The 13,534-nt window shown below is 63.8% G+C and carries 14 protein-coding genes; 10 read left to right on the forward strand and 4 right to left on the reverse strand.

Going from position 1 to position 13,534, the window contains the following annotated elements; genetic code table 11:
* The first annotated feature begins 31 nt into the window (after positions 1–31).
* Together U1739_RS15920 and U1739_RS15925 are read left to right on the forward strand one after the other, a co-directional pair.
* Complete coding sequence (locus tag U1739_RS15920; protein WP_332709563.1) at positions 32–1,843, forward strand: DUF885 domain-containing protein; 1,812 nt, start codon at positions 32–34, stop codon at positions 1,841–1,843.
* A gap of 31 nt (positions 1,844–1,874) precedes the next feature.
* Positions 1,875–2,897 carry a glycosyltransferase family 2 protein gene (locus tag U1739_RS15925; RefSeq protein WP_332709564.1) on the forward strand — a complete coding sequence of 341 codons (1,023 nt, stop codon included), beginning with the start codon at positions 1,875–1,877 and terminating at the stop codon, positions 2,895–2,897.
* 7 nt (positions 2,898–2,904) lie between these two features.
* On the opposite strand, the gene U1739_RS15930 is transcribed toward U1739_RS15925, so the two are convergent.
* Both U1739_RS15930 and U1739_RS15935 read right to left on the reverse strand, forming a co-directional pair.
* Positions 2,905–3,408, reverse strand: a complete 504-nt coding sequence (locus U1739_RS15930) for a 2'-5' RNA ligase family protein (RefSeq protein WP_332709565.1) — start codon at positions 3,406–3,408, stop codon at positions 2,905–2,907.
* A 23-nt stretch (positions 3,409–3,431) separates the two neighbouring features.
* On the reverse strand, positions 3,432–4,367 hold the full coding sequence (locus U1739_RS15935) for a ribose-phosphate pyrophosphokinase (RefSeq protein WP_332709566.1): 936 nt from the start codon (positions 4,365–4,367) through the stop codon (positions 3,432–3,434).
* Between the two features lie 101 nt (positions 4,368–4,468).
* Here U1739_RS15935 and gltX point away from each other — a divergent pair, with 101 nt between their 5' ends.
* The 8 genes from gltX to U1739_RS15975 all read left to right on the forward strand — a co-directional run bounded on the left by gltX (position 4,469) and on the right by U1739_RS15975 (position 12,022).
* On the forward strand, positions 4,469–5,797 hold the full coding sequence (gltX, locus tag U1739_RS15940) for a glutamate--tRNA ligase (protein ID WP_332709567.1): 1,329 nt from the start codon (positions 4,469–4,471) through the stop codon (positions 5,795–5,797).
* Between the two features lie 181 nt (positions 5,798–5,978).
* Positions 5,979–6,656, forward strand: coding sequence for an energy transducer TonB (locus tag U1739_RS15945; RefSeq protein WP_332709568.1), 678 nt, complete (start codon positions 5,979–5,981; stop codon positions 6,654–6,656).
* Between the two features lie 33 nt (positions 6,657–6,689).
* Entirely contained in the window at positions 6,690–7,058 is a 369-nt protein-coding gene (locus tag U1739_RS15950) for a hypothetical protein (protein WP_332709569.1), read from the forward strand.
* A 14-nt stretch (positions 7,059–7,072) separates the two neighbouring features.
* On the forward strand, positions 7,073–8,047 hold the full coding sequence (gene ribD / locus U1739_RS15955) for a bifunctional diaminohydroxyphosphoribosylaminopyrimidine deaminase/5-amino-6-(5-phosphoribosylamino)uracil reductase RibD (protein ID WP_332709570.1): 975 nt from the start codon (positions 7,073–7,075) through the stop codon (positions 8,045–8,047).
* 4 nt (positions 8,048–8,051) lie between these two features.
* Positions 8,052–8,669, forward strand: a complete 618-nt coding sequence (locus tag U1739_RS15960; protein ID WP_332709571.1) for a riboflavin synthase — start codon at positions 8,052–8,054, stop codon at positions 8,667–8,669.
* Positions 8,670–8,718: 49 nt separating this feature from the next.
* Positions 8,719–10,020: a 3,4-dihydroxy-2-butanone-4-phosphate synthase gene (ribB, locus tag U1739_RS15965; RefSeq protein WP_332709572.1), complete on the forward strand. Its 1,302-nt coding sequence runs from the start codon at positions 8,719–8,721 to the stop codon at positions 10,018–10,020.
* Between the two features lie 78 nt (positions 10,021–10,098).
* Complete coding sequence (ribH, locus tag U1739_RS15970; RefSeq protein WP_332709573.1) at positions 10,099–10,521, forward strand: 6,7-dimethyl-8-ribityllumazine synthase; 423 nt, start codon at positions 10,099–10,101, stop codon at positions 10,519–10,521.
* A gap of 127 nt (positions 10,522–10,648) precedes the next feature.
* The gene (locus U1739_RS15975; RefSeq protein WP_332709574.1) at positions 10,649–12,022 is read left to right on the forward strand and encodes a cytochrome P450; all 1,374 of its coding nucleotides are present in this window, start codon (positions 10,649–10,651) and stop codon (positions 12,020–12,022) included.
* 18 nt (positions 12,023–12,040) lie between these two features.
* Here the strand turns inward: U1739_RS15975 and U1739_RS15980 are convergent, their stop codons facing one another.
* The gene (locus U1739_RS15980; protein ID WP_332709575.1) at positions 12,041–12,511 is read right to left on the reverse strand and encodes a hypothetical protein; all 471 of its coding nucleotides are present in this window, start codon (positions 12,509–12,511) and stop codon (positions 12,041–12,043) included.
* A 32-nt stretch (positions 12,512–12,543) separates the two neighbouring features.
* Positions 12,544–13,485: a hypothetical protein gene (locus U1739_RS15985; protein ID WP_332709576.1), complete on the reverse strand. Its 942-nt coding sequence runs from the start codon at positions 13,483–13,485 to the stop codon at positions 12,544–12,546.
* Between the last annotated feature and the right edge of the window lie 49 nt (positions 13,486–13,534).

Genomic DNA, 13,534 nt, shown 5'->3' on the forward strand with positions numbered 1-13,534 from the left:
TTGACTCTACACCCGTTCGAAAGGCTTCCCTGTGGATCGTCGTAGCTTCCTTGCGTCAACTACCGCCGCCACTGCCCTGTCGCTGTTGCCCGCGCGCGCGCTGGCCGCCACCGCCACGGCGGGCGATGCCGCGCTCGATGCGCTGTTCGTCAACATTTTCGACGAGGGACTGCTTGAATCGCCGGAGGGCGCGACCGGTCTCGGGCTCGACAAGGGCGCGCTCGCACCACTCAAATCGCGGCTTGACGATCGCTCGATCAAGGCCCGCACTGCCGACCTGGCGCGAACCAAGAAGTCGATCGCGCGGATCGAAAGCATCAAGCCCGAGACGCTGTCGCACGCTGGCAAGCTCAACCGCGAAGTGGTGCTTTATTCGCTGAACAGCGGTACGGTCGGGCCGGAAAAGTTTGGCCTCGGATCGGCGGTGCGCCCCTATACGATTACACAGCAGCAGGGCGCCTATTTCGACTTGCCTGATTTCCTCAATTCGCAGCACACGATCAAGACTGCAGCGGACGCCGAGGCGTATCTGTCGCGGCTGGGCGCTTTCGCCACTGCGCTCGACCAGGATAGCAAGGTGCAGCGCAGCGAAGCCGCGCGCGGCATCCTGGCGCCCGATTTCTCGCTCGATCTCGCACTTGGGCAGATGGCGGCGTTGCGCAGCGCGGCGCCGGCCGAGAGCGGCCTGGTCACCTCGGTCGCCTCGCGCACGGCGGCTTTGGGCATCAAGGGCGACTGGGCCAAGCGCGCGAGCGAGATTGTCTCGGCCAAGGTCTATCCCGCGCTCGACCGCCAGATTTCTTTGATCAAGCAATTGCGCACCACGGCAAGCGACAAGGCCGGGCTGTGGCGGCTGCCGCAGGGAGAGGAAATCTACGCCGCCGCGCTGGCCGCCGCGACGACGACCGATTTCACGCCCGACGAGGTGCATAAGATCGGGCTCGAACAGGTCGCCCAACTCACCGCGCAACTCGATACGATCCTCAAGAGCCAGGGCCTGACTCAGGGCAGCGTCGGCGAACGGCTGACCGCGCTCAACAAGCAGCCGGCGCAGCTTTATGCCGACAGCGCGGCGGGTCGGGCCGAACTGATCGCCGGGCTCAATCAGGGCGTCGCAGCGATGCAGGCGAAACTGCCGCAGATGTTCATCGATCCGCCCAACGCGCCGCTGGAAATCCGCGCTGTACCGACCGAGATCCAGGATGGCGCGTCGAACGGCTATTACAATCTCGCCGCGCTCGATGGCTCGCGTCCGGCGATCTACTGGATCAACCTCAAGAGCGTTGGCGACTGGCCAAAATATACCTTGCCGTCGCTGACCTATCACGAAGGCGTGCCCGGGCATCATTTGCAGCTCAGCCTGGTCGCTGCGTTGAAGACGCCGCTGCTGCGCAAATTCAGCTTCTTCGGCGCCTATGTCGAAGGCTGGGCGCTCTACGCCGAACAACTGGCCGACGAACTGGGCGGCTATGCCGGGCCGATCGAGCGCGCCGGGTATCTGCAAAGCTTCCTGTTTCGCGCGGCGCGGCTGGTGGCCGATACTGGGATCCACACCAAGCGCTGGACGCGCGAGCAGGCGACGGATTATTTCGTCGCCACGGTCGGCTTTGCCCGTGGACGATCACAGCGTGAGATCGAGCGTTACTGCACGATGCCGGGCCAGGCGTGCAGCTACAAGCTCGGCCATATTAGCTGGCTGCGCGCGCGCGACAACGCCCGGAAAATCATGGGTGACAAATATGACGTGAAGCAGTTCCACGAGGTGCTGCGTGACGGGGCGGTGCCGCTGACGATCCTAGAGCGGTTGGTCGAGGAGCGCGCGCGAATCGCGGTCAAGACGTGACGTGACTGCCGCCGCACGATATGGCGGGGGCATGAACCGTCCCGCGCTGTCCGTCGTCGTCCCTTGTTACAATGAGGCCGCTTGCCTCGATTTGCTGCACACGCGTATTTCAAATGCGGCGCGGGCGGCGGTGGGGGACGATTACGAGATCGTCATGATCAATGATGGATCGAAGGACGAGAGTTGGCCGGCAATGCAGCGCCTCGCGGCCGCCGATCCGCGGCTGGTAGCGATCAATCTGTCGCGCAATCATGGCCATCAGCTGGCGTTGACCGCCGGTCTCGATTTATGCGCGGGCGCGCAGATCCTGATCATCGACGCCGATCTGCAGGATCCGCCCGAACTGCTCGGCGAGATGCGTGCGACGATGGCCGCGCAGGACGCCGACGTGGTCTATGCCGTGCGCCGCAAGCGCGAGGGCGAGACGGTGTTCAAGAAGCTCACCGCGGCCATCTTCTACCGTATGCTCGATCGGCTGACCGACACGCCGATCCCGCTCGATACCGGCGACTTCCGGCTGATGAGCCGGCGGGCGCTGGACGCCTTTTTGTCGCTGCCGGAACAGGCGCGGTTCATCCGCGGGATGGTCGCATGGATCGGCTTTCGCCAGGTGCCGTTCGCTTATGATCGCGCCGAGCGGCACGCGGGGGAGACCAATTACCCTCTCGGCAAGATGGTGCGCCTGGCGTTCGACGCAGTAACCGGCTTCTCGACTGCGCCGCTGCGTTTCGCCAGCCATGCCGGGCTGGCATTGACCGGCGTGTCGCTGCTGTTGTTCGTCTATATTGCGATCGGGTGGCTCTCGGGCAGCGCGGTGCAGGGTTGGACCTCGACCATGTTGGTCACTGTGTTCCTCGGCGCGGTGCAGATGTTCGTGCTCGGAATGATCGGCGAATATCTCGGGCGGCTATACGTCGAATCGAAGCGCCGGCCGCTCTATTTGGTGTCGGACGTTGCTGGGCCGGTGCGGGGTACGGCAACGCTTGGCTATCGCGCCGAGCCGCGCGCCTTGCCCGACGCGCTGCCGGAGACGGCGCGGGCGCCGCTCGAATAGTCGCCCGTCAGGCGTTCGGCGCGAGCGGCCAGCGCGCGATGACGTCGTGCCGACAGGCGCCGACCACGCTGTCGAGCAGCAACAGCTCGTCCACTTCCCAGCCGATCGGCAAGATTGCTTGGTCGAGCTTCTGCCGGCCGTGCAGCAACGTCATGTGCGGGTGGAAACGCCAATCCGCCCGCGGGCGCAAACCGGCCGCCCGTAACGCCAGATCTAGCTGCCGCTGGATCGACTCGAACTCACAAAGGGGATCGGTCGGCAGCAGCATGACATGGCTTTTCCTGCCCAGCGCTCGATCGAACACGACATGGAAACGGCGCAGTGGCATCGACGCAATTGCGGCCTGCGCACGGTCGGCCGTTTCTGCCAGGAAGTCCTGGCTATCCTCGAACAGCCAGGTCGTCAGGTGCAACTGCTCGTCCGGGACTAGGCCCGCCTTCTGTCCGAAGGAATCGCGCTGTTTGGCGATTTCCGGGATCACGCCTGCCGGCGGCCGCACCGCGAAGAACAAGCGGTGGAACGGCTCGCTCGGCATTAGTCGAACAGCGAGGAGACCGAGCTTTCGTCGGCGATGCGGCGGATCGCCTCGGCGAGCAATGGTGCGATGGTTAGGTGGCGGATGCGCTTGGCGTCCTTGATCACTTCGTGGCTGCCGATCGAATCGGTGATGACCAATTCCTCCAGCGCTGAGCCTTCCACGCGCGCCACCGCCCCGCCGGACAATACGCCGTGCGTGCAATAAGCCACCACGCCCACAGCGCCGGCTTCCTTGAGCGCCGCGGCGGCGTTGCACAATGTGCCCGCCGAATCCACGATATCGTCGATCAGGATGCAGAAGCGCCCCTCGACCTCGCCGATAATGTTCATCACCTCGGACTCTCCGGCACGTTCGCGGCGCTTGTCGACGATCGCCAGCGGGGCATTGTCGAGCCGCTTGGCCAGCGCGCGGGCGCGCACCACGCCGCCGACGTCGGGCGATACGACCATCAGGTTGCGGTCGCCGAAGCGGGTCAGGATGTCCGCCGACATGACCGGCGCGCCGTAGAGATTGTCGGTCGGGATATCGAAAAAGCCCTGGATCTGCCCGGCGTGCAGATCGACCGAGAGCACGCGGTCGGCGCCGGCGACGGTGATCATATTGGCGACCAACTTGGCCGAGATCGGCGTGCGCGGGCCCGGTTTGCGATCCTGCCGGGCATAGCCGAAATAGGGGATGACGGCGGTGATGCGCTTGGCCGAGGCGCGTTTCAGCGCATCGATCATGATCAGCAATTCCATCAGATTGTCATTCGCCGGATAGCCGGTCGATTGCAGCACGAAGACGTCTTCGCCGCGGACATTCTCCTGTATTTCGACGAAGATCTCCTCGTCGGCGAAGCGACGCACGCTGGCCTTGGTCAGCTCGAGCTCGAGATAGCGCGCGACATCGCGCGCGAGCGGCAGGTTCGCATTGCCGGTTAGAAGTTTCATGGTTGCGATCTCCCTGCAATCTGCCCGCGATCCTTTAGGCGCGAATCGCGGAGCGTAAAGGGGGCATTGCCGGGCCTCGGCGCGCTGCCTAGAGCATGGCCATGACTATCCGCACCCGTTTCGCCCCATCCCCCACGGGCCAGCTCCATGTCGGCAATATCCGCGCTGCCTTGCATAACTGGCTATGGGCGAAGAAGAATGATGGCCAGTTCTGGCTGCGCATCGACGATACCGACGCCGAGCGCAGCGAAGAAAAATATGTCGAGTCGATCCGCGCCGATCTCGCCTGGCTGGGGCTGGTGCCCGACGGTGAAGAGCGCCAGTCGGCCCGGTTCGATCGCTACGAAGCGCGGCTGGCCGACTTGCATGCCGCCGGTCGGGCCTATCCGGCCTATGAGACGGCGCAGGAGCTGGATCTCAAGCGCAAGATTGCTGCCGGACGCGGCCTGCCGCCGGTCTATGACCGCGCGGCATTGGCCTTGAGCGACGCGGATCGGGCGGCGTTAGAGGCGGATGGCATGAGGCCGCACTGGCGCTTCAAGCTCGATCACGACACGCCGATCGAATGGGACGATCTGATCCGCGGACAGCAGAAATTCGATGCTGCGACGATGAGCGATCCTGTCATCCGCCGCGCCGATGGGTCATGGCTCTATATGTTGCCATCGGCGATCGACGATGCCGAAATGGGCATCACGCATGTCGTGCGCGGCGAGGATCATGTCTCCAACACCGCGCTGCAATTGCAGATGTTCGCGGCGATGGGCGTGCGCGCGCCGGCCTTCGCGCATGTCGCGTTGCTGGTCGGCAGCGAGGGCAAGCTATCAAAGCGGCTGGGCTCGCTCGGCGTCGCCGCGTTTCGCGAGGCCGGGATCGAGCCGGAAGCGGTGCGCGCGTTGCTGGCGCGGATCGGCACCAGCGATCCGGTCGAGCCGATCCGCGATATGGCCGTGCTGACGGAGAGCATGGATTTTGCGCGCTTCGGGCGCGCGCCGGCGCGGTTCGACGAGGCCGAACTGGCCGCGCTCAACGCTAAGATCGTGCACAACCTGGACTATGACGCGGTCGCTCAGCGACTGCCGGCAGGCATGGGCCGGCCGGAATGGGAAGCCGTGCGGCCGAATTTGACCACCGTCGGCGAAGCGGCGGGCTGGTGGGCAGTGATTGACGGCCATATCGCGGTGGTTGGCGACACGGCCGACCATGACTTTCTTGCGGAGGCAGCGCGAGTCGCGGACACGCTCGATTGGGCCAGCGATCCCTGGCATGCGCTGACGTCCGCGTTGAAAGTGTCGAGCGGGCGTAGCGGCAAGGCGTTGTTTCTGCCCTTGCGACGTGCACTGACCGGTCGCGATCACGGGCCCGACATGGTGGCGTTGCTGCCGCTGATCGGGCGTGAGCGGGCGGTTGCGCGACTCGAGGCGATCTAGCGGCGCGTTCGCCACTCGGACGCATCCCCGACGCGTTCGTCCAGACGTTTGGCCAAGAATAGCTGCAGGTGGGCGGGCATGCAACAAAGTATCTTGCCAGCGCTAAGTGATGATGTATCATCGCAGCATCAAGCCGGCGCCAGACCGGCCCCAGCACTCGAGGAGATACGGGAGACGGCCAATGTACGCGGATCGTTACGGCAAGTCCGGGATCAAGCCCGGCGCGCTCACCATCGCGATTGGATTGAACGGGGCGATCATCGCTGCGCTGATTTTTTCAGCGCCCAATATCGTCCAATCGATCGACAAGACCTTTACCGCCAAGCTGATTCCGCTGCCGGTCGATCCCCTGCCGCTACCCGACCCCAAGCCCAAAATTGAGACCAAGATACGCAGCGACCCGCGCGTGGTTGATCCCCCGCCGCGCGAACGACCGACGGTCAGCGATCCCATCGCCCCGACCAATAGCGGCAATTTCTACGAACCCGGCCCTCCCGGCGTGGATGGCGGCGTGACCGGTGGCACCGGCACGATCGAGCCACCCTATGTCGCGCCGCATGTTCCCGTGCTGGTCGGCGCACGCCCAGATGCACGCTTCGCCAGGGCGTTCCAGCCGGCCTATCCGCCGGGCGAGCGGCGCGCCGAACGCGAGGGCCGGGTTACGGTGCGCGTGCTGATCGGCGTGGACGGGCGGGTCAAACAGGTCGAACTGGTCAGCGCGGCAAGCGAAGCTTTTTTCGACGCCACTCGCCAACAGGCGTTGGACAAGTGGCGCTTCACACCTGCCACCAAGGACGGCGTCCCGCAGGAGGCGTGGCGGACAATGAGCGTCAGTTTCGTGCTTAACGACGCGGAGTGACGCGGGGAGCGCGCAGGGCTGGCGTCTTCCACCTTGCGCGCTTATCTTGGCACTATGCAGTTCTTCCGCCATTTCAACATCGTTCGCGCGATCAACGACCTGCGCGCCTATTTCGCGCAGGAAGGGCCGCACAAGCTCGGTTTCCTGTTGCTGTCGGTCGCGCTGTTCGGCGCGTTGCTGGTCGGGTTCACGATCGATAGCCACGAAGTGCCGGTCTATCACCGCGAAGTGACGTATTTCGATCAATGGCCGGCCGATCGCAGCGATGCACAGATCATCGCGCAGCAGAAGATCGACGGCCCGCTCGAGGCCAAGCGCAAGGCCGAGGCGGCGGCCAAGCAGAAGAAGATCCAGCAGGATTACAAGAAGCTCAACGACAAGCTCGAGAAGTTCGGCATCTGAACGAGGCTCGTTTCATGGCCGCGGCGCTCGCGCTGGCCGAGCGCGGTCGCGGGCGCACGGCGCCCAATCCCAATGTCGGGTGTGTGATCGTGGCGGCGGGCCGGGTGGTCGGGCGCGGCTGGACGCAGCCCGGCGGCCGCCCGCATGCCGAGGCGATGGCGTTGGCAGCGGCGGGCGATGCGGCGCGGGGAGCGACGGTCTATGTGACGCTGGAGCCGTGCGCGCATGTCTCGCCGCGCGGGCGGGCCTGTGCGGATCTGTTGATCACAGCCGGGGTCGCGCGCGTGGTGATAGCACTGGGCGATCCCGATCCGCGTACCGATGGGGCAGGGATAGCGCGACTACAGCGAGCGGGCATTACGGTGACCACTGGTGTGCTAGCAGCGGCAGCCCGCCGCTCCATGGCGGGGTTTCTGACGCGACGGTCTTTGGGGCGTCCGTTAGTAACGCTGAAACTAGCGCTGTCTTTGGATGGCGCGGTGGCGATTGCCTCAGGCACGAGCAAGTGGATCACCGGGCCCGAGGCCCGTGCGCACACGCATGTCGAGCGGGCACGTAACGAGGCGATCCTGGTCGGGCGCGGGACGCTCAACGCTGACGTGCCGACCCTCGACGTGCGCCTGCCGGGCCTAGAGAATCGGTCGCCGGGGCGAATTGTGCTCTCCAAATCCGGTCGGCCCAGAGAAGGCCGGGATGACGATGGGGGTGGGGCGTGGACAATGATCGCTAACCCCGAAGACATCGCCGCATTGCCCGGCATCGACCACCTGCTGGTCGAAGGCGGCGCGCGGACCGCTGCCGCGTTCCTTCGCGCCGACTTGGTCGATCGCCTGTTATTATACCGTGCGCCGGTCCTGATCGGTGGCGGGCGCACGCTGCCCGATATTGGACTCACGGATCTCGCCGCGGCGCACGGGCGCTGGGCGCTGGACGACACGCGCCGGCTTGGCAGCGACCGGCTCGACATTTACCAGCGGATCAGGAGCTAGACCCATGTTTACCGGAATCGTCAGCGACATCGGCACTATCTCGCGGGTCGAGACGGTCGAAGATACGCGCGTGATCATCCGCACCGCGTATGCACCCGACTCGATCGACCTCGGTGCGTCGATCTCCTGCTCGGGCGTGTGCCTGACGGTGATCGACAAGGGGGCAGATGCCGATGGCAATTGGTTCGCCGTCGATGTTTCGGGTGAGACGATCAGCCGGACTGCGCAGGGCCAATGGACAGCTGGCCGCCGGCTCAATCTCGAACGCGCATTAAAACTTGGCGAAGAACTCGGGGGCCATATCGTCACGGGCCATGTCGACGGTATCGGCGCGGTCGAGTCGATCACTGACGAGGGCGGCTCGAAACGTATCCGCATCACCGCCGGCCCCGACATCGCGCCGTTCGTCGCCGAAAAGGGCTCGATCACGCTCGATGGCGTGTCGCTGACCGTCAACGAAGTGGTCGACAGCGCCGGAAAGGTGACGATCGGCGTCAATATCATCCCGCACACAGCCGCCGTCACCACCTTCGATGCGCTCGCCGCCGGCAATCCGGTCAACATCGAAATCGATGTGCTTGCCCGCTATCTCGGCCGCATGAAGAGCTTCTTGCCAAGTTGATGTGATTTCTTCATTTGACGATCACACTGCAGTGTGATTATCAGGCGATATGAGCACACAATTGATCAGCAAACTGCGCGCCCTTGTTACCGATGGCGGTATGTCACGGTCCGGCCTGGCCCGCGCCGCAGGGCTCCACGCCAACACGTTGCGCGATCTCGACCAGCCCGACTGGAACCCGACCGCAGATACGTTGCGCAAACTCGAGACCTTCATCTTCGCCAATGACGACACGCCGGCCTTGGTCTCGATCGAGGAGATTATCGACGAGGCGCGCAACGGGCGCATGTTCATCCTGGTCGATGACGAAGATCGCGAGAATGAAGGCGACCTGATCATTCCGGCCCAAATGGCCACGCCCGATGCGATCAACTTCATGGCCACGCATGGCCGCGGGCTGATCTGCCTGGCGATGAGCAAGGCGCGCACCGATGCGCTCGGCCTCGAACTGATGAGCCGGGCCAATGGCACGCGGCATGAAACCGCCTTCACCACCTCGATCGAGGCGCGCGACGGCGTGACCACCGGCATTTCCGCGGCCGATCGCGCGCGCACCATCTCGGTCGCGATCGATGCGTCGAAGGGCAAGGAGGACATCGTCACCCCCGGCCACGTCTTCCCGCTGGTCGCGCGTGATGGCGGCGTGCTGGTCCGCGCCGGGCATACCGAGGCAGCGGTCGATGTCGCGCGGCTGGCGGGTCTCAATCCGTCGGGCGTGATCTGCGAGATCATGCGTGACGACGGCACGATGGCGCGTATGGACGATCTCGTCGCTTTCGCCCGTATCCATAATCTCAAGATGGGCACGATCCGTGACCTGATCGCCTATCGCCGCCGCCACGACCATCTGGTCGAGAAGCGTGCGGAAATGAGCTTTGACAGCAAATGGGGCGGCGATTGGAAGGCCATGACCTTCTTCAATAAGGCCACTGGCGACGAGACGATCGCTTTGGTCAAGGGCTGGATCGATCCGAGCAAGCCGACGCTGGTGCGGATGCACACCGCCTCCTATTTCGTCGATATGTTTGGCGAGCAGAATGAGCGCGCCGGATTGCTGTCGGGCGCGATGGAATTGATCGCGACCGCCGGCAGCGGCGTGATCGTGGTGATCAACCGCCCGATGAAGGATAGCGTCTCGCGCTTCATGCGCCTGCGCGGCGAAGGCAAGGGCGCCGGCGCGCCGGAGGTCGAGGAATTGCGCGATTACGGCGTCGGCGCGCAGATTCTCGCCGAACTGGGCGTGGAGGAGATGATCCTGCTCACCAACACGCACCATACGTTGGTCGGGCTCGAAGGGTATGGCCTGTCAATCGTCGGCGAACAGCCGATTCCGGGCACCGGCGGCGACTGACTGCCGCCACGGGAGTACAAACACCTCGTCACCCCGGACCTGTTCCGGCGTGACGGTATCGAAGGTTCGGAATTACACATGGCAAAACTACTCATCGTCGAAGCGCGCTTCTACGATCATCTCAACGACCTGCTGCTTGAGGGCGCACGCAGCGCGATCGAGGCCGCCGGCCACACGCACGAGACGATCACCGTCCCCGGCGCGCTCGAAGTGCCCGGCGCGATCGCTTTGGCAGCAGATAGTGGGCGCTATGACGCCTATGTCGCCTTGGGCGTGGTGATTCGCGGCGAGACCTATCATTTCGAAATCGTCGCCGGTGAATCGGCGCGGGGGCTAATGGCCTTGTCGATGGATGGCCTGGCGATCGGCAACGGCATCCTGACCACCGAGAATGAAGCGCAGGCGCTGACGCGGGCCAAGAAGGACGACAAGGATAAGGGCGGCGAGGCGGCCAAGGCTGCGCTGGCCATGCTCGCGCTACAGGGCAAATTCGCGCGGTAATCGTCGTTCACCGCCATGCACTCTTCGGCCGCTGTCGGGGAATGGCGGGGGAAAGCGCGCCAGGCGCAACGTTATTGCACCAACTCGATCGCTTACTTATACCGATGTAAGTAACGGGAGAGAAAGCATGGCGCTCGCACATAGCTTCAAGGCCAATCCGCACTGGCTGCCGCGCCAGCCGGCCGGTGTGCTCGATGCGATTCCCGGCGAGAACGGCCTGCCGTTTATCGGCAACACGCTGCGCTTGCTGAAAGACCCGGTCGGGTTTGGCAAGCGCATGGCCGAGACCTATGGCCCGGTCTATCGCAACAACAGCTTTGGCGGGCCCAACATCGTATTGCTCGGCCCCGACGCCAACGAACTGGTGTTGTTCGATCGCGAGAAGATCTTTTCGTCCGAACAGGGCTGGGGCCCGATGCTCAACCTGCTCTTTCCGCGCGGGTTGATGCTGATGGATTTTGACAAGCATCGCGCCGATCGGAAAGTGCTGTCGGTCGCGTTCAAGCCCGAACCGATGCGTCATTATGCCGAGGCGATGGGGGCAGGGATCACCACCCAGATCGCCGACTGGGGCAACAGGCCGATCAAATTCTATTCGGCGATCAAGAAACTGACGCTCGATCTCGCGGCCGACAGCTTTTTCGGCATGCCGCTCGGGCCCGAGGCGGACCGCATCAACCAGGCCTTTGTCGACGAAGTACAGGCCTCGATCGATCCGATCCGCGCGCCCCTCCCGGGCACCAAGATGCGCCGCGGCGTCAAGGCGCGCGCCTATCTGATCGCGTTGTTCGAGCGCGAAATCCCCAAACGTCGCGCCGGCGCGGGGCAGGATTTCTTCTCGCAATTCTGCCGCGCCGTCGATGATGACGGCCAGCCGCTTTCCGACGCCGCGATCGCCGATCACATGAACTTCCTGATGATGGCGGCGCACGACACGATCACCTCGTCGGCGACCAGCCTGGTCATGCTGCTCGGCCGGAACGTCGTGTGGCAGGACAAATTGCGGGAAGAAATCCTGTCGCTCGGTCTTAACGAGGCCGGCGGGGTGCCGCATGGCCAGCTCGATCGCCTCGTGCTGACCGATTATGCCTTCAAGGAAGCGCTGCGGCTCATTCCGCCGGTGCCATCGCTACCGCGTCGCGCGTTGAAAGCGTTCCGCTTTGGCGGTTATGACATCCCCGCGGGCACCAATGTCGGCGTCAACGTTGCGCACACGCACCGCATGGCCGAGCATTGGCCCGATCCCGACACGTTCGATCCGCTGCGCTTCACCCCGGAAGCGATCCGCGCACGTCATAAATATGCCTGGGTGCCATTCGGCGGCGGTGCGCATATGTGCCTTGGCCTGCATTTCGCGACGATGCAGATCAAATTGCTGATGGCCGGCCTGCTCAGCCGCTACCGTATTGAGCTGGACCAGGGCTCGGGTGACCAGTGGCAGGCCTGGCCGATCCCGCAGCCGCGCGACGGCCTGCCCCTCAGGTTCGTCCCGCTAATCTAGGGCGCCTGCAGTAGCGGTCTATCGTGGGGTGCCTCTGCCACCGGCCGCAGCGGCTCTTTCCCACCGTCCCGGCAGCAGCGAGACGAACGGGATCAGCGTCGGGCTAGTCAGGGTTTGGCCGGCGCCATCACCGCAGCGGACTTGCCACCGGCTGATCCTACAGCGAGGTTGTGTGAACTCGCCGGTCGCTGCCGGCAGGGTCTGTATGGGAACAGCTAGCCATATGTCGTCCACCTGCCCATCGCTACGCTCGATCAATCGGTGGGTAGCATCGGCCAGGAACAGCAGCCAACCGAGCAGCAGCACAATACGAAATCGTCCGCGTAGCACCCCGGCTGCGACCAGCAGCAAACCGGCGCCGAGCAAGACGGGAGTCTTGTCGACGCCCGCGCCCCAGATTGTCCCGGGCGCGCTACCACCGGCGATAAGAACAGGCTCGAAGCTGATGCCGATCACGAACCAGGAAAGTATTCCGCCGACAACGACCAACAGTACTGACGAAAGCCAACGCCGCGGCCCGGTCAACGGCGCGCACTCGCGCGACGGACAAATCCCAACCCGACAGTCATCAACTCGTTCTTATCTTCTCCAGGCTCGACGATGCAACGTCCTCTATGCCAGAGCATCGCGCTATCGCTTCCATCAAGGAATACCGCGTCGGAAAAACCGGCGATCCCTAGAGCGTCACGAAGGCGTGAATAGCTTTGTCCGGGCGATCGACCATGGGGCTGAACACCCACCAACAAAGCCTCTTCACGGTGATGATATGCCACAACAGTCTTGCCTGTCGTAGCACCGAGTTTTTCGACACTGGCGAACGTTGCGTCGTTCCGTTGTACAAGATTGCCGCGGGCTCGGGGCCCAGGGTCCCCGGTCGCCGGACCGCGGGTACCCGGACGATATCGGTTGCCCTGTCCGTACGGAAGTCCCCCAGACAGCAATGGTCCGAGATTGCCCAATGCCGTCACGGTCCTTGCTCCGCTCGGCGGATTTCCAAAACCAGTGACATAGCGCAATCTGCCCGGCCGACTGCCTGTACCCTGCTCGACGATCTCAGCGAGAAAAAACCGCTGAGGACGGCTATCTCCGATGGTTGGCTGCCCCGCCTGAACAACTTGTCCCTGGACGATTGTCTCCGACGCGGCCACGGAATCATGGCCTACGAACGCGTCGAGCATTCCTCCTCGGGTAACGCCGAAATAGTTTCCGTTGACCACGATGTCGAAGGAATGGGCGCGCTGGGCTACCGTTCTGGTAAACAACTCGTCTCGCGTACGCACGATTGCGCGCATCGATACCGGCTCGGTGAAAACAACAAAAATTAAAGAGCCATCGCGCTGGAGCACGCCGGACTGCCGACGCTGACGCACACGTTGGACGACATTTCTGTCCAGCATTTCAGCCGCCTCCCGCAATCCGTTTGACATCGTCAAGGACTTAACCGACCAACTGTAACTCAGCATGCCCGTGTTACGGGTTCAAGAACTATGCGGTATTACGCAAAATATCGTT

This window comes from Parasphingomonas puruogangriensis (assembly GCF_036663635.1).
Classification (GTDB): Bacteria; Pseudomonadota; Alphaproteobacteria; order Sphingomonadales; family Sphingomonadaceae; genus Sphingomonas.